The following is a 24,617-nucleotide window of genomic DNA, read 5'->3' as shown; positions in this document are numbered from 1 at the left end:
GCCTGATCTCACAGCAGACGGGACTTCAGGTCCACGGCGTCGGGACCAAGGACCCTGGATGATGGAGGCATGTTCCACCTTCCCGCCGTCCCCGCGCTGCGCCGCCACGTGGACCGGTGGGGCGGCTCGCCGCAGGCCCTCGACGTCGTCGCCGCGCTGAGCGCCTTCGCGCTGATGCTCCTGGACGTGCCGGGTCTCGCCCGGGCGGACAACTCCCTCACCGGCGTCACCGCCACCCTGGTCCTCGCCGCCGGCGCCGCGACCCTGCTGCTGCGCAGGCGGGCGCCCTGGGTGCCGTACCTCGTGGCGCTCGGCCTGATGGGCTGGCTCCACGAGGTGACCATGATCCAGTTCGCGCTGTACTCGCTCGGCCGCTTCCGGGGCCGGCGGGTCGCGATCGGCGCGACCCTGCTGTACATCGCGGTGGCGTACGGGTACTTCCAGGCCGCGCCCGGCTGGTCGGGCCTGCACCACGGCGAGACGCTCAGCGACTTCCTCAGCCTCGTCGTCCCGATCGGCGTGCTCGCGGCGGGCGTCGGCATCGCCGCCCACCGCCACGACCTGGTCCGTGCCCTGGAGGCCCAGCGGCGCGAGGCCGCGGCCCGGCAGGCCGTCCAGGAGGAGCGGATCCAGGTCGGCCGGGACGTCCACGACCTGGTCGGCCGCGAGCTGACCGTCCTCGCGGTGCGGGCCGAGGTGCTCGCCGTACGGGCCCGGGGCGACGCCCACCAGAAGGACTTCGAGGAGCTCGCCGACACCGCCCGGCGCGCCCACCTCATGCTGAACGAGACGCTCGTGCGGCGCGCCGGCGGGGAGGGTGCCACGCCGGGCCTGGAGGGGCTCGCGGACCTCGCCGCGGAGAGCGAGCGGATGGGCAGCCCGGTGGAGCTGGACGTGGCCGAGGAGGTGAAGGCGCTCTCGCCGCTGCGGCAGACCGCGGTGTACCGGGTGGTGCAGGAGTGCCTCACGAACGCGGCGAAGCACGCCCCGGGCCTGCCGGTCCGGGTCGCGATCGGCGTCGCGGGGCCCGACCTGTGGATCGAGGTCCGCAACCCCCTCCCCGGGACCCCGCCCGACCGCGCCCCGGTCTCCACCGGGACGGGCCTGGTCTCGATGGACGAACGGGTCGCCAGCATGGGCGGAACCCTCACGGCCGGCGCGACGGGCACCGGCTACGAGGTCCGCGCCACCCTCCCCTCGGGCCTGCCGGGCTGAGGCGGTCCGGTCGGGCGCCGCCCGGACGCGCCGCCCGGACGCGCCGCCCGGACGCGCCGCCCGGACGCGGCGGACGGTGCGCGGCGGACGGTGCGCGCGGCCCGTACGCGGCGGGCGGTCCGAGGCGGTCCGGAGGTCTCGACAGGGGTGGGTCCACGGTCCTGTCGGTGAGGCTCCGTAGACTTGACCCCGTGAGTGACCCGAGCGACCCGCGCGACTTTGCCGACGAGCCCGCCGACGACATCGACGACGACTTCGACGACCTCGTCGGCGAAGCCACCGACCTTCCCCAAGATCTCGACTCCGCTCGGTCAGGGGAGACCCCTACCCCCGACCTGGCGGTGATCGAGGCCGGCAGCCGCACCCTGCGCGCCGTGGCCGGTCCGCCGCAGGGCGACCCCGTGCCGACCCGCCCCGAGGACCCGGAGCTGGACAAGGCGCTGCGCGAGGTCGAGACCGAGCTCTCGACCCGCTGGGGCGAGACCAAGCTGGACCCCTCGGTGCAGCGGATCGCGGCCCTGATGGACGTGCTGGGCGAGCCGCAGCGCGCGTACCCGTCGATCCACATCACGGGGACCAACGGCAAGACCTCCACCGCCCGCATGATCGAGTCCCTGCTCGCCGCCTTCGAGCTGCGCACCGGCCGCTACACCTCGCCGCACGTGCAGACCATCACCGAGCGGATCAGCCTGGACGGCGCCCCGATCTCCGCCGAGCGGTTCATCGAGACGTACCAGGACGTCAAGCCGTACGTGGAGCTGGTCGACGCCCGGGAGGAGTACCGCCTCTCCTTCTTCGAGGTCCTCACCGCCATGGCGTACGCGGCCTTCGCCGACGCCCCGGTCGACGCGGCCGTCGTCGAGGTCGGCATGGGCGGCACCTGGGACGCGACCAACGTGATCGACGGCTCCGTCGCCGTCGTCACCCCGATCGACCTCGACCACACCGACCGGCTCGGCGAGACCACCGGCGAGATCGCCGGCGAGAAGTCCGGGATCATCAAGCAGGGCGCGACCGTCATCCTGGCCCAGCAGCCGGTGGACGCCGCCCAGGTGCTCCTGAAGAAGGCCGTCGACGTCGACGCGACCGTGGCCCGCGAGGGCATGGAGTTCGGCGTGGTCTCCCGCGAGGTGGCCGTCGGCGGCCAGCTGCTGACCCTGCGCGGTCTCGGCGGCGAGTACGACGGCATCTTCCTGCCCCTGCACGGCGCCCACCAGGCGCACAACGCGGCCGTGGCGCTCGCCGCCGTCGAGGCCTTCTTCGGCATCGGCGCCGAGCACGCCCGCACCCTCGACGTCGAGACCGTCCGGCGCGCCTTCGCCCGGACGGCCTCGCCGGGCCGCCTCGAAGTCGTCCGCTCCTCCCCGACGGTCATCCTCGACGCCGCGCACAACCCGCACGGCGCCCGCGCCTCCGCCGAGGCCGTCTCCGAGGCCTTCGGCTTCTCCCGGCTCATCGGCGTCGTCTCCACCAGTGGCGAGAAGGACGCCCGCGGGCTCCTGGAGGCCTTCGAGCCGATCTTCGCCGAGGTCGTCGTCACCCAGAACTCCACCTCCCGCGCCACCGACGTCGACGCGCTCGCCGCGGTCGCCGTCGAGGTCTTCGGCGAGGACCGGGTCGTCGTCGAGCCGCGGCTGCCCGACGCCCTGGAGACGGCGATCACGCTCGCCGAGGAAGAGGCCGAGTACGGCGGCGCCGGCGTGCTGGTGACCGGTTCGATCTTCACGGTCGGCGACGCCCGGCTGCTGCTCAAGAGGGGCTGACCCGGAATGCGCACGCTCTGCTCCTCCACTCTCATCGGCGAGTTCTTCGTCATCGGCTTCGCCGGTCTCGTCGCCATGAAGGACGACTCCCTCGCCACCTCCACCGTCTGGTGGGTGTGCGGTGTCGCCATGGCCCTCTCGGTGCTGCTCTGCGGGATGATCACCCGTCCCGGTGGCGTCCAGCTCGGCTGGGCGCTCCAGATCGGGCTGGTCCTCAGCGGCTTCTTCGTCCCCGTCATGTACTTCCTCGGGGCCGTCTTCGCCGTGCTGTGGTGGTGTTCGGTGCACTACGGGCGCAAGGTGGACGAGATCAAGGCCCGCTGGGCCGCCTCGAACGCCACGGCCCAGGGCTCCGCAGGGCCTGACGCTGCGTGACGGAGGGCGGTGCGGGCCCTGTAGATTCAGAGGCCCGCACATCCCTCCCGAAGGAGTTCCCCCCGTGAGCCAGCGCACGCTCGTCCTGCTCAAGCCCGACGCGGTCCGCCGCGGCCTCGTCGGCGAGATCATCGGCCGCATCGAGCGCAAGGCCGGCTGGACCCTCGCGGCCCTGGAACTGCGCGAGCTGGACCAGGAGACGCTGGAGCAGCACTACGGCGAGCACAAGGGCAAGCCCTTCTACGAGCCGCTGATGGGCTTCATGTCCTCCGGTCCGGTCGTCGCGCTCGTCGTCGAGGGCGAGCGGGTCATCGAGGGCGTCCGCCAGCTGGCCGGCCCGACCGACCCGATCGCCGCCGCGCCGGGCTCCATCCGCGGCGACTACGGCACCATCGTCCGCGAGAACCTCATCCACGCCTCGGACTCCGAGGAGTCCGCCGCGCGCGAGCTGAAGATCTTCTTCCCCGGCCTCGTCTGAGGCCCGGGCCCGCCCGCCGGCTGACCCCCCGTCAGCCGAACGGAGCCGCTTGTGGGGCGACCGAAGGAATTCGGTCGCCCCCAGGCATATCAACGCCAATCCCGGGAACGGATCGCCGCGTCCTACCGTCACCTAGTACAGAGGTGGGCCAGCGCGCGCCATCCGCGTGAGCGGCACTACGATGAAAACTCTTCGCCGCACCACCCTCAGCCATGGGAAACAAGGGGAACTTCATGTCGTTCATCGGCCGTGACATGGCTGTCGACCTCGGGACCGCCAACACGCTGGTGTACGTCAGGGGTCGAGGCATCGTCCTCAACGAGCCGTCCGTCGTCGCGATCAACACCAACACCGGCGGAATCCTCGCGGTGGGTGCCGAGGCGAAGAAGATGATCGGCAGGACCCCCGGCAACATCGTCGCCGTCCGCCCTCTGAAGGACGGCGTCATCGCCGACTTCGAGATCACCGAGCGGATGCTCCGCTACTTCATCCTCAAGATCCACAAGCGGCGCTACCTCGCCCGCCCCCGGGTCGTGGTCTGCGTGCCCTCCGGCATCACCGGCGTCGAGCGCCGCGCCGTCATCGAGGCCTCCACCCAGGCCGGCGCCCGCCAGGTGCACATCATCGAGGAGCCCATGGCCGCCGCCATCGGTTCCGGCCTCCCCGTCCACGAGGCCACCGGCAACATGGTCGTCGACATCGGCGGCGGCACCACCGAGGTCGCGGTCATCTCCCTCGGAGGAATCGTCACGGCACAGTCCATCCGGGTCGCCGGCGACGAGCTGGACAACGCGATCATCCAGCACATCAAGAAGGAGTACTCGCTCCTCCTCGGCGAGCGCACCGCCGAACAGATCAAGATCACCATCGGTTCGGCCTACGACCTGGAGCAGGACGAGCACACCGAGATCCGCGGCCGCGACCTCGTCTCGGGCCTTCCCAAGACCGTCGTCATCTCGGCCGCCGAGGTCCGCAAGGCCATCGAGGAGCCGGTCAACGCGATCGTCGACGCGGTGAAGACCACCCTCGACAAGTGCCCGCCGGAGCTCTCCGGTGACGTCATGGACCGCGGCATCGTTCTCACCGGTGGCGGCGCCCTGCTGCGCGGCCTCGACGAGCGGCTGCGCCGCGAGACGGGCATGCCGATCCACATCGCCGAGGACCCGCTGGACTCGGTGGCCCTCGGATCCGGCAAGTGCGTCGAGGAGTTCGAGGCCCTGCAGCAGGTCCTGGACGCCCAGCCGCGCCGCTGAACCACCGGCCGGGCGTGAGCCCGTACGGTACGAACATCTGCACAACGAACCACGAGGAAGGGCACGGCCGCCGCACGTGAGGGACACACGAGAGAGCCGGCTGCTCCTGGTGCTGCTGGTCGCCATCGCGTTCGCGCTGATCACGGTGGACATCCGCGGCGGCCAGGAGTCGCCGGTCGACGGCGCCCGGCAGGCCGCCGCCGCCGTCTTCGGCCCGGTAGAGAACGGAGTCGCGGCGGCGGTCGACCCGATCGGCAACGCCATAGGCGCCGTCCGCGACTCCGGCGAGCGCAACACCCGCATCGCCGCCCTGGAGAAGGAGAACGCCGAGCTCAAGGCCGAGCTCGGCAGCGACGACCGCAACCGCAACCGGGTGCGCGAGCTCGACTCCCTGCTCAAGACCGCCGGCGCCGGCCAGTACGGCATCAAGGGCGCCCAGGTCATCGCCATAGGGTCGGCCCAGGGCTTCTCCTGGACCGTCACCATCGACGTCGGCGCCCGCGACGGCATCCAGCGCGACATGACCGTCCTCAACGGCGCCGGACTCGTCGGCCGCGTCACCACCGTCGGCCCGACGACCTCCACGGTCCTGCTGGCCAACGACCCCGACTTCACGGTCGGCACCCGCATGGAGAAGAGCGACGAACTCGGCTTCGCCACCGGCCAGGGCGACCGCCCGCTGCTCGTCCAGCTCCTCAACGGCAAGGCCAAGGTGAAGCCGGGCGACCGCCTCGTCACCTTCGGCTCGGCCGGCAACCGGCCCTTCGTGCCGGGCGTGCCGGTCGGCGAGATCGTCCGCGTCGACCCGATGGGCGGCGGACTGACCCGCAACGTCTACGTCCGCCCGTACGTCGGCTTCAGCAAGCTCGACATCGTCGGCGTCGTCGTCCAGGCCCCCCGCTCCGACCCGCGCGACACGGTGCTGCCGCAGAAGCCCAAGCCCGCGCCGACCGTCACCGTCACGGTCACCGCGAAGCCGCCGGCCGAGGGCGAGCAGGCCCAGGGGGAGAAGGCCGACCAGCCGCTCGGGAACGAGGCGCAGGACCAGAACCAGGGCCAGGACCAGAACCAGGGCCAGGACCAGGCGCAGAACCAGGACCAGGCGCAGAACCAGGATCAGGCGCAGGATCCGGCACAGGCTCAGAACCCGGACGACCAGGGGGACGCGACACCGTGAAGTTCAACCGCATCCTCCTCTCCGCGACCCTGATCGTGGTCGCCCTCGTCGTCCAGGTCTCCGTCCTCGCCCGGCTCCAGCTCCCCGGCGCCGTCCCGGACCTCGTCCTCCTCACCGTCGTCGCCCTCGCGCTCGTGCACGGGCCCGTGACCGGCTCGCTCGTCGGCTTCTCCGCCGGCCTCCTCGCCGACCTGGCCCCGCCCGCCGACCACGCCGCCGGCCGCTACGCCCTCGTGCTCTGCGTCGTCGGCTACCTGGTCGGCCTCGTCCGGCCCGAGAACGGCCGCTTCACCTCCGCCGTCGGTCCGATGGCCGCCGTCGTCGGCGCGGCCGTCGGCTCCACCCTGCTCTACGCGGGTGTCGGCGCCCTCGTCGGCGACACCGCCGCCCGTCACGTCGGCCTCGGCTCCCTGCTCTTCACCGCCGTCCTCTACGACCTGCTGCTGGCCCCCTTCACGGTGCCGCTCGTCATGGCCCTGGCCCGGCGCGCCGAGAACGACCCGGTCGCCGACGCCACGGGGACGGGCGCGGGCGACGTCGCCTCCGGCTGGCTCTCCTCCGGCACCGGCCTGAGGATCGGCACCCAGCGCGGCGGCCTGCGCGTCAAGGCCGCCCGTACCCGCGCCGGCCGCGCCGGACGCATCAAGGGAGTCAAGCGACTGTGACCGAGGGGGCAACGGCAGCATGAGCAACATCCCCGAGACCGGCAGGACCCCCCGGGTCCAGACCCGGCTCGTCGTCATCCAGGTCCTCGTCTTCTCGCTGCTGCTCACCCTGGGCGGCCGGCTCTGGTACCTCCAGATCCGCAACGGCAAGGAGTACGCCGACGAGGCCAAGAGCAACAACATCCAGCAGGTCGTCACCCCGGCCGTCCGCGGCTCCATCCTCGACGCCCGCGGCGTCCCGCTCGCCGACAACGAGACCCGGCTCGTGGTCTCCGCCTCGCGCACCGAGCTGATGAAGATGAAGGACGACGGCAAGGCCGTGCTCACCCGGCTCGCCGGGGTCCTGGGCATGAAGCCCGAGGACGTCGCCAACAAGATCCGGCTCTGCGACTCCAAGACGCCCAAGCCCTGCTGGAACGGCTCGCCCTACCAGCCGATCCCGGTCACCGACGAGGCCACCGTCCAGCAGGCGCTCACCATCCGCGAGAGCACCGAGGACTTCCCCGGCATCACCGCCGAGCTCACCGCCGTCCGCCGCTACCCGGCCCCCGGCAAGGCCCGTACCGCCCAGGTGCTCGGCTACCTCTCGCCGGTCACCGACGACGAGATCACCAAGGCCAAGGACACCGACTCCCCGTTCCTCCGCTCCGACCAGGTCGGCCGCTCGGGCATCGAGCGCACCTACGACAAGGAGCTGCGCGGCAAGGCCGGCGTGACCCGGTACGAGGTCGACAACCTCGGCCGCGTCATGGGCCAGACCAAGTCCGACCCGGGCGTGGCCGGTTCCACCCTCGTCACCAGCATCGACGCCCGCGTGCAGGCCGTCGCCGAGTACGAGCTCGCGCAGGCGATGAAGACCGTCCGCGGCGAGACCGACAAGATCACCGGCCGCAAGTACGAGGCCGACTCCGGCGCCGTCGTCGTCATGGAGACCAAGACCGGCCGGGTCGTCGCCATGGCCTCCCAGCCCGACTACGACCCCAACGTCTGGATCGGCGGCATCTCCGCCACCGACTACGCCGCCCTCACCAGCAAGAAGTCCAACTACCCGCTGCTCAACCGCGGTATCCAGGGCCAGGCCCCGGCCGGCTCCATCTTCAAGGTGATCTCCGCGAGCGCCGCCGTCCGGGCCGGATACGACTTCAACGACAAGTACAACTGCAGCGCCTCCTACAGCCTCGGCAGCCGCAGCTTCGCCAACTTCGAGTCCCAGGGGCACGGCCCCATCACCCTCGGCGACGCCCTCAAGTTCTCCTGCAACACCGTCTTCTACGCCCTCGGCCACAAGGAGTGGCAGAAGGACGGCGGCATCACGGCGAACAAGGACTCCAAGGACTGGTTCTACGTGACCGCCCGCGACTTCGGCCTCGGCTCGGAGACCGGCGTCGACCTGCCCAACGAGGTCAAGGGCCGGATCCCGGACCGCCAGTGGAAGCAGGCGTTCTGGGAGGCCAACAAGGACGCCTGGTGCAAGCAGGGCAAGAAGGGCGGCAGCTACGTCGAGCAGATCGCGTACGAGAACTGCCTCGAAGGCAACCAGCTGAAGGCCTACGACAGCATCAACTTCGCGATCGGGCAGGGCGACGTCCTCGTCACCCCCATCCAGATGGCCACCATCTACGCGGCCATCAGCAACGGCGGCACCCTCTACGACCCCTCCGTCGGCAAGGCGGTCATCAGCCCCGACGGCAAGCAGGTCCGCGAGATCGCGCCCAAGGCCCACGGCAAGCTGCCGGTCGGCGCCGAGACCATCCGCGACCTCGACAAGGGCCTGCGCTCGGTCGTCGAGCCCGGCGGCACCGCCGCCTGGCGCTTCGGCGGCTGGCCCCAGGACAAGATCCCGATGCGCGCCAAGACCGGCACCGCCCAGGTCTACGGCAAGCAGACCACCTCCTGGCTCGCGACCTACACCGACGACTTCACCATCGTCATGACCATCTCCCAGGGCGGCACCGGCTCCGGCGCCTCCGGCCCCGCCGTCCGCAACATCTACGACGCCCTCTACGGCCTCGACGACGCGGGCAACCAGAACCTCAAGCGCGCCCTGCTGCCCACGCCGCAGAAGACGCTGCCGAAGGTCGACGCCGACGGCACCATCGACGCCCCGACGATCAAGGCGTACGACCCCAAGTCCCAGCTGGTCGACCCGGCCGAGCAGAACGGCGCCGCGCCGCCGCCGCTCGCCGGCACGCCCGCCAACAGGAGGGACTGACCCGGTGCCCCAGCGCAAGAGATTCTTCGTCTCCCGGTACGCCCCCGAGCGTGGCGCGGTCGCCCGGCTGACCGCGCGCGACTCGGTGCTGCGCCGGCTCGACTGGCCGATCCTCCTGTCGGCCCTGGCGCTCTCCCTGATCGGCTCGCTGCTGGTCTGGTCGGCGACCCGGGGCCGTACCGAGCTGAACAACGGGGACCCGTACTACTTCCTCTTCCGGCACCTGCTCAACACCGGCATCGGCGTGGCGCTGATGATCGGCACCATCTGGCTCGGCCACCGCACCCTGCGCGGGGCCGTCCCGGTCCTCTACGGCCTGTCGATCGTGCTGATCCTCGCCGTCCTCACCCCGCTCGGCGCCACCATCAACGGCGCGCACGCGTGGATCGTGGTCGGCGGCGGCTTCTCGCTGCAGCCCAGCGAGTTCGTGAAGATCACCATCATCCTGGTGATGGCGATGCTGCTGGCCTCGAAGGTGGACGCCGGCGACCAGCTCCACCCGGACCACGGCACCGTCGCCAAGTCCCTGGTGCTCGCGGCCCTCCCCATGGGCATCATCATGCTCATGCCCGACCTGGGCTCGGTCATGGTGATGATCGTGATCGTGCTCGGCGTCCTGCTCGCCTCCGGCGCCTCCAACCGCTGGGTCCTCGGCCTCATCGGCTCCGGCATCGCCGGCGCGGTCCTCGTCACCACCCTCGGCATGCTCGACGAGTACCAGATCAACCGCTTCGCCGCCTTCGCCAACCCCGACCTCGACCCCTCCGGCGTCGGCTACAACACCAACCAGGCCCGCATCGCCATCGGCTCCGGCGGCCTCAAGGGCGCCGGCCTCTTCAACGGCCACCAGACCAGCGGCCAGTTCGTCCCCGAACAGCAGACCGACTTCGTCTTCACCGTCGCCGGCGAGGAGCTGGGCTTCATCGGCTCCGGCTTCATCCTGCTGCTGCTCGGCGTCATCCTGTGGCGGGCCTGCCGGATCGCCCGCGAGACCACGGAGCTGTACGGCACCGTCGTCGCGGCCGGCATCATCGCCTGGTTCGCCTTCCAGGCCTTCGAGAACATCGGCATGAACCTCGGCATCATGCCCGTCGCCGGCCTCCCGCTGCCCTTCGTCTCCTACGGCGGCTCCTCCATGTTCGCCGTCTGGGTCGCCATCGGACTCCTCCAGTCGATCCGGGTGCAACGGCCGATGACCGCCTGACGTCCGGCCGCCCCGGGGGCTAGATTCGACCTATGGCCGAGACCAAGCGCGAGATCGAGCGGAAGTACGAAGCCACCGCGGACACCCGGCTGCCGGACCTCACCCGCGCGGCCGGGGTCGCGTCCGTGACGGCCGAGGGCGTCACCGAACTCGACGCCGTCTACTACGACACGGCCGACCTCCGGCTCGCCGCCGACTCCCTCACCCTCCGGCGCCGCACCGGCGGCAAGGACGCCGGCTGGCACCTCAAGTTCCCGGTCGCCGTCGGCGTCCGCGACGAGATCAGGGCCCCGCTCACGGAGACGCTCCCGCACTCCCTGGCGGGGCTCCTGCGCTCCCGCGTCCGCCACTCCGGGGTCGTCCCCGTCGTCCGCCTCCGCTCCTCCCGCGACGTGCGGCACCTCAGGGACGAGGACGGCACGATCCTCGCCGAGCTCTCCGTGGACACCGTCCGCGCCGACCGCCTCCTCGCCGGCGGCGGGACCGCCGCCTGGACCGAGATCGAGGTCGAGCTCGCGGACGACGCCGACCCGGCGGTCCTCGACGCCGTCGAGAAGCGGCTGGGGAAGGCCGGCATCCACCCCTCCGACGCCCCCTCCAAACTGGCCCGCGCCCTCAGCGAGACCGGCCTGGAACCCGAGCGGCCCGCGGCGGCGGACGCCGACGGCACGGCGCGCGCCGCCGTCCTCGCGTACGTACGGGAGCACGTCGAGGCCCTCGTCCGCCTCGACCCCGCCGTCCGCCGCGACCTGCCCGACGCCGTCCACCAGCTCAGAGTCGCCTGCCGGCGGCTGCGCAGCGCCTTCAAGACCTACCGCAAGGTCCTCGACCGCGACGTCACCGACCCGATCGGCGACGAGCTGAAGTGGCTCGCCGGCGAGCTCGGCCACGCCCGCGACCAGGAGGTGCTGGCCGCCCGGCTCGGCGACGCCCTCGACGGCCTCGCCCGCGAACACGTCCGCGGCCCGGTCCGCGGCCGGCTGCGCACCTGGGACCGGACCCGCACCGCCGGCTCCCGCCACCGCGCCCTCGACGCCCTCGACTCGCCCCGCCACCTCGCCCTCCTCGACGCCCTCGACGGACTCCTCGCGGACCCGCCGCTGAAGCCGGCCGCCCGCAGGAAGGCCGCGAAGGTGCTGCCGAAGGCGATCCGGCGCGACTACCGGCGGCTCGCAGGGCGGATCGGCCCCGCCCTCGACCTCGACCCCGGCCACGACCGCGACCTCGCCCTCCACGAGGCCCGCAAGGCCGCCAAACGGGCCCGGTACGCCGCCGACGCGGCCGTGCCGACCCTCGGCAGGTCCGCGAAACGGTTCGCCAAGAGGATGAAGTCCGTCCAGTCCCTCCTCGGCGACCACCAGGACGCCGTCGTCGCCCGCGCGGCCCTGCTCGACCTCGCCGCCGAGGCGGAGGAGGCCCGCGAACCCTCCTTCACCTGGGGCGTCCTGTACGCGAGGCAGGAAGCGGCCGCGGCGGCCCAGGAGCGGGAACTGCCGGGCGTGTGGGAGCGGGCCTCGGCCCGGGATCTCCGCGCGGCGCTGAGCCGCTGAGCACCGGGGTACGCTTGAGAGTCGCCCCCCTGCCAGCTCACGAAGGTTCGAGATGTCTGCTGCCGAGTCTGTCTTCCCGCAGCTCGAAGCTCTGCTCCCGCACGTGCAGAAGCCGATCCAGTACGTCGGTGGAGAGCTGAACTCCACGGTCAAGCCGTGGGAGAGCGCCGACGTCCGCTGGGCTCTGATGTACCCGGACGCGTACGAGGTCGGTCTGCCCAACCAGGGCGTCATGATCCTCTACGAGGTGCTGAACGAGCGCGAGGGCGTCCTCGCCGAGCGCACCTACAGCGTGTGGCCGGACCTCGAAGAGCTGATGCGCGAGCACAAGGTGCCGCAGTTCACGGTCGACAGCCACCGCCCGGTCGGTGCCTTCGACGTGTTCGGCCTGTCCTTCTCCACGGAGCTGGGCTACACCAACATGCTCACCGCCCTCGACCTGGCGGGCATCCCGCTGGAGTCGAAGGACCGCACCGTCGACCACCCCATCGTGCTCGCCGGCGGCCACGCCGCCTTCAACCCCGAGCCGATCGCGGACTTCATCGACGCGGCGATCATCGGCGACGGCGAGCAGGCCGTCCTCGACATGACCGAGATCATCCGCCAGTGGAAGGCCGAGGGGCGTCCCGGCGGCCGCGAGGAGGTCCTCCTCCGCCTCGCCAAGACCGGCTCGGTCTACATCCCGGCGTTCTACGACGTCGAGTACCTGCCGGACGGCCGCATCGGCCGCGTCGTCCCCAACCGCTCCGGCGTGCCGTGGCGCGTGTCCAAGCACACCGTCATGGACCTCGACGAGTGGCCGTACCCCAAGCAGCCCCTCGTGCCGCTCGCGGAGACCGTCCACGAGCGCATGTCCGTCGAGATCTTCCGCGGCTGCACCCGCGGCTGCCGCTTCTGCCAGGCCGGCATGATCACGCGCCCCGTGCGGGAGCGAAGCATCACCGGCATCGGCGAGATGGTGGAGAAGGGCCTCAAGGCGACGGGCTTCGAGGAGGTCGGCCTCCTCTCGCTCTCCTCCGCCGACCACACCGAGATCGGCGAGATCGCGAAGGGCCTCGCGGACCGCTACACCGAGGACAAGGTGGGCCTGTCCCTCCCCTCGACCCGCGTCGACGCGTTCAACGTCGACCTGGCCAACGAGCTGACCCGCAACGGCCGCCGCTCGGGCCTCACCTTCGCCCCCGAGGGCGGCTCCGAGCGCATGCGCAAGGTCATCAACAAGATGGTCTCGGAGGAGGACCTGATCCGAACCGTCGCCACCGCGTACGGCAACGGCTGGCGTCAGGTGAAGCTGTACTTCATGTGCGGCCTGCCCACCGAGACCGACGAGGACGTCCTCCAGATCGCCGACATGGCGATCAACGTCATCGCCAAGGGCCGCGAGGTCTCCGGCCAGAACGACATCCGCTGCACCGTCTCCATCGGCGGCTTCGTCCCGAAGCCGCACACCCCCTTCCAGTGGGCCCCGCAGCTGTCGGCCGAGGAGACGGACGCCCGCCTCCTGAAGCTCCGCGACAAGATCCGCGGCGACAAGAAGTACGGCCGCTCGATCGGCTTCCGCTACCACGACGGCAAGCCCGGCATCGTCGAGGGCCTGCTCTCCCGCGGCGACCGCCGCATCGGCGCCGTCATCCGCGCGGTCTACGAGGACGGCGGCCGCTTCGACGGCTGGCGCGAGCACTTCTCGTACGACCGCTGGATGGAGTGCGCGGAGAAGACCCTCCCCGAGTACGGCGTGGACGTCGCCTGGTACACCACCCGCGAGCGCTCCTACGAGGAGGTCCTGCCCTGGGACCACCTGGACTCCGGCCTCGACAAGGACTGGCTGTGGGAGGACTGGCAGGACGCCCTCGACGAGACCGAGGTCGAGGACTGCCGCTGGACCCCGTGCTTCGACTGCGGCGTCTGCCCGCAGATGGACACCCACATCCAGATCGGCCCGACCGGCAAGAAGCTGCTGCCGCTCAGCGTCGTGAAGTAGCCCGCGTCCGGCGCGGGTAACGCCTTGGTGACGGCCCGGCGAAGGGGAAACCCTCCGCCGGGCCGTCGTCGTCCATCTGGGCATGAACACGGAAAACCCGGGCTGTCTCACGGGAGTGGCACGCGCCGTCGCCCTCGTGATCGTCCTGCCCTTCCGGCTGCTCTGGGACGCCCTCGCCTGGTGCGGGCGGCAGCTCTGGCGCCGGCTCCTCGCCCCGATCGGCCGAGTCCTCGGATGGCTGCTCCACCACCTCCTCGTCATTCCCCTCCGGTGGCTGTGGGAATGGGTCCTCGCCCCGATCGGCCGAGCCCTGGGGTGGCTGCTCCACCACCTCCTCGTCGTCCCCCTCCGGTGGCTCTGGGAAGGGGTGGTCGTCCCGGTCGGCAAGGCCCTGTGGTGGGTCATCGACCTGCTGCTCGTCACCCCGCTCACCTGGCTCTGGCGGTACGTGCTCGGCCCCGTCTGCCGCGTCGTCGGCGCCGCCCTCGCCTGGGCCTGGCGCGTCGCCGGCGAGATCTCCCGGGCCGTCGGCCGCGCCCTCCGCTGGGTGCTGTGGAACGCCATCGGCCGGCCCCTCGCCTGGGTGTACCGGGTGGTCCTCACCCCCGTCGGCCACTGGCTGCGCCGCTTCGTGTGGGAGCCCGTCGCCACCGTCGCCCGGGCCGTGCGCGCCGCCGCCCGCGAGGTCCGGACGGCGCTCTTCGGCGGAGCCCGCTGAACCGCCGCCGACCCCGCCGGGGAACCCGAGGTGGCCCGGGCGCGTACTCTGGGTAGTACAAGGAACGTCCCCGGCGCGGCGCCCGCCCCCGAGATCTCCCCGCTCCGAGCGGGGGTGGTCCGGGCGGGAGCCCACGGGACGTCCGAGAGCTTCCGGGCGGAGCGCCACCCGCGCCCGCCCCGCACCGAGGAGAAGAACCACTGGGCAAGCGACAGCCCGAAGGCCCGCCGCCCGCACCGGCGGTGCAGCGCATCCGTCTGCGCTACACCAAGCGCGGCCGCCTCCGGTTCACCAGCCACCGCGACTTCCAGCGCGCCTTCGAGCGCGCCCTGCGACGCGCCGAGGTGCCCATGGCGTACTCGGCCGGATTCACCCCGCACCCCAAGGTGTCGTACGCCAACGCCGCCCCCACGGGTACGGGCTCCGAGGCCGAGTTCCTGGAGATCGCCCTCACCGAGCACCGCGACCCCGAGACCCTGCGGGTCCTGCTCGACGAGTCCCTCCCGGCCGGCCTCGACATCACCGACGCCGTGGAGGCCCGCACCTCCGGCCTCGCCGACCGGCTCACCGCCTCCGTGTGGGAGCTCCGGCTCGACGGCGTCCCCGTCGACGACGCCCGGAAGGCCGTCGAGGCCTTCCTCGCGGCCGAGACGGTCGAGGTCCAGCGCAAGACCAAGAACGGCATCCGCACCTTCGACACCCGCTCCGCCGTCGCCGAGCTCGTCGCGGACCGTCCCCAGGGCGATCCCCAGGGTGATAGGCCCGCCGACGATGCCTGTGCGATACTGCGGCTGGTCGTTCGGCACGTGACACCCGCCGTGCGACCCGACGACGTCCTGTCCGGTCTCCGAGCTGTGGCCGACCTGGCGCCGCCGGTCCCCGCAGCGGTGACCAGGCTGGCGCAGGGGCTCTTCGACGAGGAGTCCGGCACGGTGACCGACCCGCTCGCGCCCGACCGCGAGGCAGTCAAGGCCGCAGCAACCACGGCCGCCGCGACCGCCCCGGCGACGGCGCCGGAGGCAGGCCCCGCGTAGGGGACGGAGTCGAGCGCAGCCCTGGCACTCGGGAGCCACCTGGGTCGGGCAGCGCACTGACCAGGAGACTTTCGCCAGGCCGTACGCATCGGGCGTACGGAACCGGCGAGCCAGACATTCAGCTCCCGTGCGGCGCCCGCGCCCCGGACGGCGGCACCGCGCACGACGCGCGTCCGTGCCGCCCATCCGGAATCCGACGCGGCGCCCGGGAGCGTGACGGGAGAACCGCCCGCATGCTCGAAAACACCAACGAGACCGCCGAGAACAACGACAACGCCCCCGGCGACAAGCTGCCGCCGCGCCGCCGGCGCCGCGCCGCCTCCCGGCCCGCCGGTCCGCCGGTGACCGCCGCCGGCGAGACCGCCGAGGCCGCCGAGGTCGTCGAGACCACCCCGGCCCCGGTCGCCGAGACCCCGGCCGCCGAGCCGGAGGCCGCCCCGGCCCGCACCCGCCGCCGCGCCACCCGCAAGACGGCCGCGCCCGCGCCGGTCGCCGAGGAGCCCGCCGCCGAGGCCGAGCCCGAGGCCGCCGTGGAGGCGCCCGCCGAGCCGGTCGTCGAGGCCGCTCCGGCGCGTACCCGCCGCCGCGCCACCCGCAAGGCCACCGCGCCGGTGACCTCCACCGCCCCGGCCGAGGAGGCCGCCGCGGAGGAGCCCGCCGCCGAGGCCCCGGCCGCCGAGCCGGTCGCGGAGGCCGCTCCGGCGCGTACCCGCCGCCGCGCCACCCGCAAGGCCACCGCGCCGGTCACCGCCCCGGCCGAGGCCGAGGAGCCCGCCGCCGAGGCCGAGCCCGAGGCCGCCGCGGAGGCGCCCGCCGAGCCGGTCGTCGAGGCCGCCCCGGCCCGCACCCGCCGCCGGGCCACCCGCCGCGCCGCCGCGCCCGAGACCACGGTCACCCCGGACGTCGCGGCCGAGCTCGCCGCGCCCACCTCCGGCGAGTCCCTGCCCGCCGACACCGTCGAGGAGATCGCCTCCCACGGTGCCGACGTCGCCGCCGCCGAGACCGCCGCCACCCGCGGCCGCGGCCGCCGCCGGGTCAGCGCCCCGCAGTTCACCTCCGAGCCGGCCACGGCCGAGGAGGCCCCGCGTCACCGTCGCGCCGAGCGCCCGGCCGTCGCCGTCTTCCAGGCCCCGGTCTTCGCCGAGCCGATGTTCCAGACGCCGGAGACCGCCGCGTTCGCCGCCGCCGTCGCTGCCGAGACCGAGGTCGAGGAGGAGGAGCCGGAGGAGACCGTCGTCGAGACGGTCGAGGCCGTCGAGCCCGCCGAGACCGAGCGCGCCGAGACCGGCTCGCGCCGTCGCCGTCGCCGCCGCGGTGAGCCCGTCGCCGTCGAGCCCGTCCCGTCGACCGTCGCCGACGAGCCCGAGGTCGAGCACGTCGCCGACGAGGCCGAGGCGGAGGAGGCCGAGGAGGCGGAGGAAGCCGACGAGTACGGCGACCGTCCGTCCCGCCGCCGCCGTCGTGGCGGCCGTCGTCGTCGCCGCGGCGAGTCCGCCGAGGCGGAGGACGCCGAGGAGACCGAGGACGCCGACGAGCTCCACGGCGAGGACGAGGCCGGTGCCGAGGAGGGCGAGGAGGGCGACGACGAGTCCGGCTTCGGCGGCTCCAGCAGCTCCCGCCGCCGTCGCCGTCGCCGTCGCCGCAGCGGTGACGCCGCCGGCGAGGCCGAGACCACCGAAGAGGACGGCGTCCGCACGGTCGTCAAGGTCCGCGAGCCCCGTCCGGCCCGCGAGAAGGCCGAGCCGTCCGACGAGGTGCAGTCCATCAAGGGCTCCACCCGACTGGAGGCCAAGAAGCAGCGCCGCCGCGAGGGCCGCGAGCAGGGCCGCCGCCGCGTCCCGATCATCACCGAGGCCGAGTTCCTCGCCCGCCGCGAGGCCGTCGAGCGCGTCATGGTCGTCCGCCAGAACGGCGAGCGCACCCAGATCGGCGTCCTGGAAGACAACGTGCTCGTCGAGCACTACGTCAACAAGGAGCAGGCCACCTCGTACGTCGGCAACGTCTACCTGGGCAAGGTCCAGAACGTGCTGCCGTCGATGGAGGCCGCCTTCGTCGACATCGGCAAGGGCCGCAACGCCGTCCTGTACGCCGGCGAGGTGAACTTCGAGGCGCTCGGCATGGGCCACGGCCCGCGCCGCATCGAGTCCGCCCTCAAGTCCGGCCAGTCGGTCCTGGTGCAGGTCACCAAGGACCCGATCGGCCACAAGGGCGCCCGTCTCACCAGCCAGGTCTCCCTCCCGGGCCGCTACCTCGTGTACGTCCCCGAGGGCTCGATGACCGGCATCAGCCGCAAGCTCCCGGACACCGAGCGCGCCCGGCTGAAGACCATCCTCAAGAAGATCGTCCCCGAGGACGCGGGCGTCATCGTGCGCACCGCCGCCGAGGGCGCGAGCGAGGACGAGCTGCGCCGTGACGTCGAGCGCCTCCAGGCGCAGTGGGCCGACATCCAGAAGAAGGCGAGCCAGATCTCGACCTCCGCGCCGAGCCTGCTCTACGGCGAGCCGGACATGACCGTCCGGGTCGTCCGCGACATCTTCAACGAGGACTTCTCCAAGGTCATCGTGAGCGGTGACGACGCCTGGGAGACCATCCACGGCTACGTCTCGCACGTCGCGCCCGACCTGGCCGACCGCCTCCAGCGGTGGACCAGCGAGGTCGACGTCTTCGCCACCTACCGGATCGACGAGCAGCTGATGAAGGCGCTCGACCGGAAGGTCTGGCTGCCGTCCGGCGGCTCGCTGGTGATCGACAAGACCGAGGCGATGGTCGTCGTCGACGTCAACACCGGCAAGTTCACCGGCCAGGGCGGCAACCTGGAGGAGACCGTCACCAGGAACAACCTGGAGGCGGCCGAGGAGATCGTGCGCCAGCTGCGGCTGCGCGACCTCGGCGGCATCGTCGTCATCGACTTCATCGACATGGTCCTGGAGTCCAACCGCGACCTGGTGCTCCGCCGCCTCCTGGAGTGCCTGGGCCGTGACCGGACCAAGCACCAGGTGGCCGAGGTCACCTCGCTCGGCCTGGTGCAGATGACCCGCAAGCGGGTCGGCCAGGGCCTCCTGGAGTCCTTCTCCGAGACCTGCGTCCACTGCAACGGCCGCGGCGTCATCGTCCACATGGAGCAGCCGGCCACCCACGGTGGCGGCGGTGGCGGCAAGCGCTCGAAGAAGCGCGGCCGCGGTGGCGACGAGCACGTGCACGAGCACGCCCACGAGGCGCACGAGGCCGAGGTCCCGGCGGAGGCCGAGACCGAGGCCGAGGTCGCGGCCGAGCTGGCCGCCCCGGTGGCCGTGCCGGTCCCGATCGCCCCGGACGAGGAGCTGTACGGCTCCGTCGCCGAGGCCGAGGCCGCCGCGACCCGTGGTCGTGGCCGTCGCCGCGTCACCCGCAAGGTGACGGCGCCGGTGGTCCCGGCCCCGGCCCCGACCCCGATCGCGGAGCCGGTCGTCGAGCCCGCGCCGGTCGCCGAGGCCCCGGTGGCCGAGCCGGTCGCGGAGGAGACGGTGGAGGCGGCGCCCGCGCCGCGCGCCCGCCGTCGTGCCACCCGCCGGGTGACCTCGCCGGTCGTCTCGACGTCCGAGGCGCCCGCCGCCGAGGCCGAGACCGTCGTCGCGGTCGCGGAGCCGGAGGCCGTACCGGCGCCGGAGCCGGTCGTGGAGGCCGCCCCGGTGGCCGAGGCCGTCGTCGAGCCCGTCGTCGAGGAGGCCCCCGTGGCCGCCGCGCCGCGGGCCCGCCGCCGGGTGGTCCGCAAGGCCACCGCGCCGGCCGGTGCCCCCGCCGGTGCCGAGGCCGCCGAGATCGTGGTGGCCGCGGCCGCCCCGGCCGAGGCCCCCGCGGCGGACGCCGAGCCGGTCGCCGAGGAGACCGAGGCCGCCCCGGCGGCCAAGAAGGCCGCCCGGAAGACCGCGAAGAAGGCCACGGCCAAGAAGGCCGCCACGAAGAAGACGGCGGCCAAGAAGACGGTGGCGAAGAAGACCACCGCCAAGAAGACGGCGGCCAAGAAGACCGCGGCCCCGGCCCAGGACTGAGGCCGGAGCCGTCCCGGTGGGCCCTCGGAAGGGGGCCCACCGGGACGGTCCGCACCCGCGCGGGCGAATTTGACCCTCTGTGGCAGGCGCCCGTAACCTAGACCGTCGGCGTGTCTATGACGCGCCGCGCCTCTGAGCATCCCCCTCCCGCCCGTCGGGAGAGGCCGCTCGTCCGATCCCGGATCGCCGTGGGCCCCAGGCCCGCGCGCGGGCGGCTGGCGTCAGAGGTCCCCATTACCGAGTGAGAGAGAGATCCGCGTGTACGCCATCGTGCGCAGCGGTGGTCGCCAGCACAAGGTTGCTGTCGGCGACATCGTTGAGGTTGACAAGATTTCCACCGCCAAGCCCGGCGACACGGTCGAGCTCTCGACCCTGCTCGTCGTCGACGGCGACGCCGTGACCAGCGACCCGTGGGTCCTGGCCGGCATCAAGGTCCAGGCCGAGGTCGTGGACCACACCAAGGGCGCCAAGATCGACATCCTGCGCTACAAGAACAAGACCGGCTACCGCCGTCGCCAGGGTCACCGTCAGCAGTACACGGCGATCAAGGTCACGTCCATCCCGACGGCCGCGAAGTAAAGAGGGACTGAGCAATGGCACACAAGAAGGGCGCATCGTCCACCCGGAACGGTCGCGATTCCAACGCCCAGCGGCTCGGCGTGAAGCGCTTCGGCGGTCAGGTCGTCAACGCCGGTGAGATCCTGGTCCGCCAGCGCGGCACCCACTTCCACCCGGGCTCGGGTGTCGGTCGCGGTGGCGACGACACGCTGTTCGCCCTGCAGGCCGGTTCGGTGCAGTTCGGCACCTTCCGTGGCCGCAAGGTCGTGAACATCGTTCCGGTCGCCTGATCGGACGCTTTGCGGAGGCGGACCTCACTTCCCGGCAGGGAAGCGGGTCCGCCTTTCGCGTGTTACTAGATAGACAATCCCGTACATAGCTTTCTGGAGGCACAGAACCATGACCACCTTCGTGGACCGCGTCGAGCTGCACGTCGCCGCGGGTAACGGAGGCCACGGCTGCGCCTCCGTCCATCGCGAGAAGTTCAAGCCGCTCGGCGGCCCCGACGGCGGCAACGGCGGTCGCGGCGGAGACGTGATCCTGGTCGTCGACCAGTCCGTCACCACGCTGCTCGAGTACCACCACTCGCCGCACCGGAAGGCCACCAACGGCAAGCCCGGCGAGGGCGACAACCGCGCGGGCAAGGACGGTCAGGACCTCGTCCTGTACGTGCCCGACGGCACGGTCATCCTCGACAAGCAGGGGAACGTCCTCGCGGACCTCGTCGGCCACGGCACGACGTACGTCGCCGCGCAGGGCGGCCGCGGCGGCCTCGGCAACGCGGCGCTGTCCTCGGCGCGCCGCAAGGCCCCCGGCTTCGCGCTGCTCGGCGAGCCCGGCGACCTCGACGACATCGTCCTGGAGCTCAAGACCGTCGCCGACGTGGCGCTGGTCGGCTACCCGAGCGCCGGCAAGTCCTCGCTGATCTCCGTCCTCTCGGCCGCCAAGCCGAAGATCGCGGACTACCCCTTCACGACGCTGGTCCCGAACCTCGGCGTGGTGACGGCCGGCTCGACCGTCTACACCATCGCCGACGTCCCCGGCCTCATCCCCGGCGCCAGCCAGGGCCGCGGCCTCGGCCTGGAGTTCCTGCGCCACGTCGAGCGCTGCTCGGTCCTGGTCCACGTCCTCGACACGGCGACCCTCGAGTCCGACCGCGACCCGGTCAGCGACCTCGACATCATCGAGGAGGAGCTGAAGCAGTACGGCGGCCTCGACGACCGTCCGCGCATCGTCGTCCTCAACAAGATCGACATCCCGGACGGCCAGGACCTCGCGGAGATGATCCGCCCGGACCTGGAGGAGCGCGGCTACCGCGTCTTCGAGGTCTCCGCGGTCGCCCGCACCGGCCTGAAGGAGCTCTCCTTCGCCCTCGCCGACATCGTCGCGCAGGCCCGCGCCGCGAAGCCGGTGGAGGAGGCGACCCGTATCGTCATCCGCCCGAAGGCGGTCGACGACGCCGGCTTCACCGTCACGTACGACGAGCAGGAAGACGTCTACCGCGTGCGCGGCGAGAAGCCCGAACGCTGGGTCCGCCAGACCGACTTCAACAACGACGAGGCCGTCGGCTACCTCGCCGACCGCCTCAACCGCCTCGGTGTCGAGGAAGCGCTGATGAAGGCGGGCGCCCGCGCCGGCGACGGCGTCGCCATCGGCTCCGAGGAGAACGCGGTCGTCTTCGACTGGGAGCCCACCCTCATGGCGGGCGCCGAGATGCTCGGCCGCCGAGGCGAGGACCACCGCTTCGACGCTCCCCGTCCGGCCGCCCAGCGTCGCCGCGACCGGCAGGCCGAGCACGACGACCCGGAGCGCGAGTACGACGAGTTCAACCCCTTCTAGGGGACCCGGGACTCCGGCCCCGAACCAGCGGGGCCTCGGCCCCTGGTCGGCGGACGGAGTCCGGCGCAGCCGCCCGAAGCCCGCTCGGCCCCCGGGGCCGGGCGGTGCGAGGGGGCGGTGTGCGGTACAGCCCACCGCTTCGACGCTCCCCGTCCGGCCGCCCGGCGTCGCCGCGACCGGCAGGCCGAGCACGACGACCCGGAGCGCGAGTACGACGAGTTCAACCCCTTCCAGGGGACCCGGGCCCGGCTCGTCGCCGGGCCCACCCACCCCTTCCGGGGACACACGCGAGAACCCCCGCCCGGCCGAGCCGGGCGGGGGTTCTCGCGTGTGCGGGTCAGGCTTGCTGGAGGTGGGAGACGATCGGGGCCGCGTTCAGGCCGGTGGCGACGACGATCGTGCTGCCGGGGGCCGTCAGGGTCGCGGGGACGCCGACCGAGACGGCGGTGTCGCGGGTGTGGAGGCCCAGCGCCTCCCGGCCGTGGACGTCGTAGACGAGGCCCTCGCCGGTGCCGCCCGACACCGCCATCAGTAGCTGGTCCGCGTTCGGCCGCCGGCCGCCGACCAGGCTGACCCGGCCGTAGGCGGGGAGGTTCACGTACGCCACCGTCGCCCAGCTCTTGGGCGCCCCGGCCGCCAGCCGCTCGACCCGCAGGCCGCCGCTGGACACGCCTCGGTAGGCGACCAGCACGGAGCCGTCCGACGCCGTCACTGCGTTCGGCACGTCGCCGGGCCGGGCGACCAGCCGGCGCGAGCCCTTGCGCAGGCCGGAGGTGGGGCCGCGCTGCGTCCAGTGCTCTATCCAGCCGGAGGACGCGGCGAAGAGGTGGATCAGGCCCTTGCCGTCGACGGTGGCCGTCAGCGCCTCCTGGACGCGGGCGCCGGGCAGCGGCCGCCAGGGCGACCACTGGGTGCCGTTGGTCAGCACCCGGGTGCTGACGCCCTTGTTGCCGTTGCGCACGAAGAGGTGGACCCGGCCGTCGCGTCCGGTGACGGCCGTGGGCGTACCGACGAGGCGGGTGCGCCGTCCGGTGGTCTCCGGGTTGCCGAGGCTGGTCCAGGCGGACTCGAAGGCACCGCCGGGCGTCTTCTGCCGCAGTACGACGATCTCGCGGACGTTGTTCGTCACGGCGCCTTCGAGCCGTGCGAAGCGCAGCGCGAAGACCATGAGGCGCCCGTCCGGGCCCTTCGTCACGGAGATCGCGGGGGCGAGGGGCCCGCCGCCGAGGTCCTCGGGGTCTCCCAGCTTCCCGGTGGCCGGGTGCGAGGTCCACCGTGCGAGCCGGGTGCCGAGGACGCCGAACACCGTGATGCCGCCGTTGTCGCCGCGTACGACCTGGGGGCCGGCGTTCGCGTACCGCCGGTGGGTGCTGCGTACCCACCCCTTCGCCGACTTCAGGGTCCGGCCCCCGCCGACCGCGTAGTCCCCGCAGCCGCCCTCGTTGCCGCACTCCCATGACGGGTCGCCGCCGTAGGCGTCGATGGTCTTGACCTTCTGCGTGACCGTCTCGGGGGGCAGGTTGTACGGCCAGCGCTGGTTGTAGTAGCCGCGGTAGGCCTCGGTCTGGAAGACCGGTATGCCGCGCGCGGACCCCGCCGCCCAGTCGGCGAGCGCGCGCCAGGTGAAGAGCGCCGTGGCCGTGTGGTCCGGGTGGTCGGAGAAGTTCGGCTGGTCGCTGCCGCGCGGGTGCTGCGCGTCGTGCAGCTGGAAGTCCGGGTCGGGGTCGAGCGTCCGCACGAGCGTCGGCCGGTAGCGGCGGAGCAGTGAGACAAGTGTCTCGATGAGCTCGGCGCGGTTGTACGAGTACGAGGTCTGCACCGGCGAGCCGGTGCCGGGCTGGGTGGGGAGCCGTACCCCCGGAGTGCCCCACAGCTCGGTCATGTTGACCAGCCGGCCCAGCTGTTCGGTGTGCATCCGTATGTTGAGGAAGACCAGCTCGGCGAGCCGTCCCTGGTGTTCGAGCCGGTTCAGCTCGGCGCGGCGGCCGTCCGGCAACAGGATCTCGGTGCGCTCCCACGGGGTGAAGAGCGGGGCGCCGAGCATGGAGGCGTACGCCTGGCGCAGCCCCTGCTGGCGGGAGGAGACGTACGCGGGGATGTCCGCCGGGGGTTCCGGCAGGCCGGGTATCGCGTTGTGCCCGAAGGAGCCGCCGTCCGTGACGTAGACGGAGACGACGGGGACGCCCTGGGTCAGGGTCTGGGCGACGTCGGGGTTCATGAAGAACAGGTCGTCGTCCGGGTGGGCGACGATCTGCATGACCCGCGTGCCCGTGGTGGAGCCGAACGAGGCACGTCGCTCCGTGCCCAGTCGGCGTACCGGCGTCGTGCTGCCCGTGGTGCCGCCGGTGGCGTCGGTGGTTCCGGTGAATCCAGGCACCGTACCGTTCGCGCATCCGGCGAGCACTCCGGTGAGTGCGGCGCCCGTCAGGCCCGCGAGCACGGTGCGTCGGCTCGTGCTGCGGCGCGGGGCTTCGCTCCGGCGGTCCATCTCTTCCCTCTCGCGTCGAAGCGACCCGTCGGAGCCGCCACACAAGTGAAGAGGGAAATCGCGCGAGAAGGTTTCAAAC

The 24,617-nt window shown here is 72.5% G+C and carries 18 protein-coding genes; 17 read left to right on the top strand and 1 reads right to left on the bottom strand.

Annotation, left to right across the window (positions count from 1 at the left end; all coding sequences use genetic code 11):
- The first annotated feature begins 69 nt into the window (after positions 1 to 69).
- From AB0E19_RS08955 to obgE, 17 genes are all read left to right on the top strand, one after another.
- Complete coding sequence (locus tag AB0E19_RS08955; RefSeq protein ID WP_362175541.1) at positions 70 to 1,215, top strand: ATP-binding protein; 1,146 nt, start codon at positions 70 to 72, stop codon at positions 1,213 to 1,215.
- A 191-nt stretch (positions 1,216 to 1,406) separates the two neighbouring features.
- On the top strand, positions 1,407 to 2,978 hold the full coding sequence (locus AB0E19_RS08950; protein ID WP_362175538.1) for a folylpolyglutamate synthase/dihydrofolate synthase family protein: 1,572 nt from the start codon (positions 1,407 to 1,409) through the stop codon (positions 2,976 to 2,978).
- A gap of 6 nt (positions 2,979 to 2,984) precedes the next feature.
- Positions 2,985 to 3,353, top strand: coding sequence for a DUF4233 domain-containing protein (locus AB0E19_RS08945; RefSeq protein ID WP_362175535.1), 369 nt, complete (start codon positions 2,985 to 2,987; stop codon positions 3,351 to 3,353).
- Between the two features lie 64 nt (positions 3,354 to 3,417).
- Positions 3,418 to 3,831, top strand: coding sequence for a nucleoside-diphosphate kinase (ndk, locus tag AB0E19_RS08940; RefSeq protein WP_360603049.1), 414 nt, complete (start codon positions 3,418 to 3,420; stop codon positions 3,829 to 3,831).
- Positions 3,832 to 4,064: 233 nt separating this feature from the next.
- Complete coding sequence (locus AB0E19_RS08935; RefSeq protein WP_019886273.1) at positions 4,065 to 5,084, top strand: rod shape-determining protein; 1,020 nt, start codon at positions 4,065 to 4,067, stop codon at positions 5,082 to 5,084.
- 76 nt (positions 5,085 to 5,160) lie between these two features.
- Positions 5,161 to 6,261, top strand: a complete 1,101-nt coding sequence (mreC, locus tag AB0E19_RS08930; RefSeq protein ID WP_362175531.1) for a rod shape-determining protein MreC — start codon at positions 5,161 to 5,163, stop codon at positions 6,259 to 6,261.
- The gene (mreD, locus tag AB0E19_RS08925) at positions 6,258 to 6,926 is read left to right on the top strand and encodes a rod shape-determining protein MreD (RefSeq protein ID WP_362175528.1); all 669 of its coding nucleotides are present in this window, start codon (positions 6,258 to 6,260) and stop codon (positions 6,924 to 6,926) included. The genes mreC and mreD overlap by 4 nt, the downstream gene beginning before the upstream one ends.
- Positions 6,927 to 6,945: 19 nt before the next feature.
- Complete coding sequence (gene mrdA, locus AB0E19_RS08920; protein ID WP_362175525.1) at positions 6,946 to 9,138, top strand: penicillin-binding protein 2; 2,193 nt, start codon at positions 6,946 to 6,948, stop codon at positions 9,136 to 9,138.
- Between the two features lie 4 nt (positions 9,139 to 9,142).
- Positions 9,143 to 10,342 carry a rod shape-determining protein RodA gene (rodA, locus tag AB0E19_RS08915; protein ID WP_362175522.1) on the top strand — a complete coding sequence of 400 codons (1,200 nt, stop codon included), beginning with the start codon at positions 9,143 to 9,145 and terminating at the stop codon, positions 10,340 to 10,342.
- 32 nt (positions 10,343 to 10,374) lie between these two features.
- Positions 10,375 to 11,892 (top strand): CYTH and CHAD domain-containing protein, encoded by a 1,518-nt coding sequence (locus tag AB0E19_RS08910; RefSeq protein ID WP_362175519.1) that lies wholly within the window; start codon positions 10,375 to 10,377, stop codon positions 11,890 to 11,892.
- A gap of 52 nt (positions 11,893 to 11,944) precedes the next feature.
- Complete coding sequence (locus AB0E19_RS08905; RefSeq protein ID WP_362175516.1) at positions 11,945 to 13,873, top strand: TIGR03960 family B12-binding radical SAM protein; 1,929 nt, start codon at positions 11,945 to 11,947, stop codon at positions 13,871 to 13,873.
- 82 nt (positions 13,874 to 13,955) lie between these two features.
- Positions 13,956 to 14,591, top strand: coding sequence for a hypothetical protein (locus AB0E19_RS08900; protein WP_362175513.1), 636 nt, complete (start codon positions 13,956 to 13,958; stop codon positions 14,589 to 14,591).
- 242 nt (positions 14,592 to 14,833) lie between these two features.
- The gene (locus tag AB0E19_RS08895; RefSeq protein WP_360603033.1) at positions 14,834 to 15,625 is read left to right on the top strand and encodes a TIGR03936 family radical SAM-associated protein; all 792 of its coding nucleotides are present in this window, start codon (positions 14,834 to 14,836) and stop codon (positions 15,623 to 15,625) included.
- Between the two features lie 233 nt (positions 15,626 to 15,858).
- A complete protein-coding gene (locus tag AB0E19_RS08890; protein ID WP_362175510.1) occupies positions 15,859 to 19,653 on the top strand; it encodes an Rne/Rng family ribonuclease in 3,795 nt (1,264 codons plus the stop codon).
- A 258-nt stretch (positions 19,654 to 19,911) separates the two neighbouring features.
- Positions 19,912 to 20,232: a 50S ribosomal protein L21 gene (gene rplU, locus AB0E19_RS08885; RefSeq protein ID WP_030494089.1), complete on the top strand. Its 321-nt coding sequence runs from the start codon at positions 19,912 to 19,914 to the stop codon at positions 20,230 to 20,232.
- Positions 20,233 to 20,246: 14 nt separating this feature from the next.
- Positions 20,247 to 20,501: a 50S ribosomal protein L27 gene (gene rpmA, locus AB0E19_RS08880; protein WP_030494090.1), complete on the top strand. Its 255-nt coding sequence runs from the start codon at positions 20,247 to 20,249 to the stop codon at positions 20,499 to 20,501.
- Positions 20,502 to 20,610: 109 nt separating this feature from the next.
- Positions 20,611 to 22,050 (top strand): GTPase ObgE, encoded by a 1,440-nt coding sequence (obgE, locus tag AB0E19_RS08875; RefSeq protein WP_362175506.1) that lies wholly within the window; start codon positions 20,611 to 20,613, stop codon positions 22,048 to 22,050.
- Positions 22,051 to 22,387: 337 nt separating this feature from the next.
- Here the strand turns inward: obgE and AB0E19_RS08870 are convergent, their stop codons facing one another.
- The gene (locus AB0E19_RS08870; protein WP_362175503.1) at positions 22,388 to 24,538 is read right to left on the bottom strand and encodes a PIG-L family deacetylase; all 2,151 of its coding nucleotides are present in this window, start codon (positions 24,536 to 24,538) and stop codon (positions 22,388 to 22,390) included.
- Positions 24,539 to 24,617: the final 79 nt, after the last annotated feature.

Source organism: Streptomyces sp. NPDC047974 (assembly GCF_040653375.1).
Taxonomy (GTDB): domain Bacteria; phylum Actinomycetota; class Actinomycetes; order Streptomycetales; family Streptomycetaceae; genus Streptomyces.
This window is presented reverse-complemented; position numbering and strand designations above follow the sequence as displayed.

Excerpts from the sequence above, each read along its gene's own strand:
- AB0E19_RS08955 (WP_362175541.1), top strand. The coding sequence starts at position 70 with ATGTTCCACCTTCCCGCCGTCCCCGCGCTGCGCCGCCACGTGGACCGG.
- AB0E19_RS08945 (WP_362175535.1), top strand. The coding sequence starts at position 2,985 with ATGCGCACGCTCTGCTCCTCCACTCTCATCGGCGAGTTCTTCGTCATC.
- AB0E19_RS08935 (WP_019886273.1), top strand. The coding sequence starts at position 4,065 with ATGTCGTTCATCGGCCGTGACATGGCTGTCGACCTCGGGACCGCCAAC.
- mrdA (WP_362175525.1), top strand. The coding sequence starts at position 6,946 with ATGAGCAACATCCCCGAGACCGGCAGGACCCCCCGGGTCCAGACCCGG.
- AB0E19_RS08910 (WP_362175519.1), top strand. The coding sequence starts at position 10,375 with ATGGCCGAGACCAAGCGCGAGATCGAGCGGAAGTACGAAGCCACCGCG.
- AB0E19_RS08905 (WP_362175516.1), top strand. The coding sequence starts at position 11,945 with ATGTCTGCTGCCGAGTCTGTCTTCCCGCAGCTCGAAGCTCTGCTCCCG.
- AB0E19_RS08900 (WP_362175513.1), top strand. The coding sequence starts at position 13,956 with ATGAACACGGAAAACCCGGGCTGTCTCACGGGAGTGGCACGCGCCGTC.
- AB0E19_RS08890 (WP_362175510.1), top strand. The coding sequence starts at position 15,859 with ATGCTCGAAAACACCAACGAGACCGCCGAGAACAACGACAACGCCCCC.
- rpmA (WP_030494090.1), top strand. The coding sequence starts at position 20,247 with ATGGCACACAAGAAGGGCGCATCGTCCACCCGGAACGGTCGCGATTCC.
- obgE (WP_362175506.1), top strand. The coding sequence starts at position 20,611 with ATGACCACCTTCGTGGACCGCGTCGAGCTGCACGTCGCCGCGGGTAAC.
- AB0E19_RS08870 (WP_362175503.1), bottom strand. The coding sequence starts at position 24,538 with ATGGACCGCCGGAGCGAAGCCCCGCGCCGCAGCACGAGCCGACGCACC.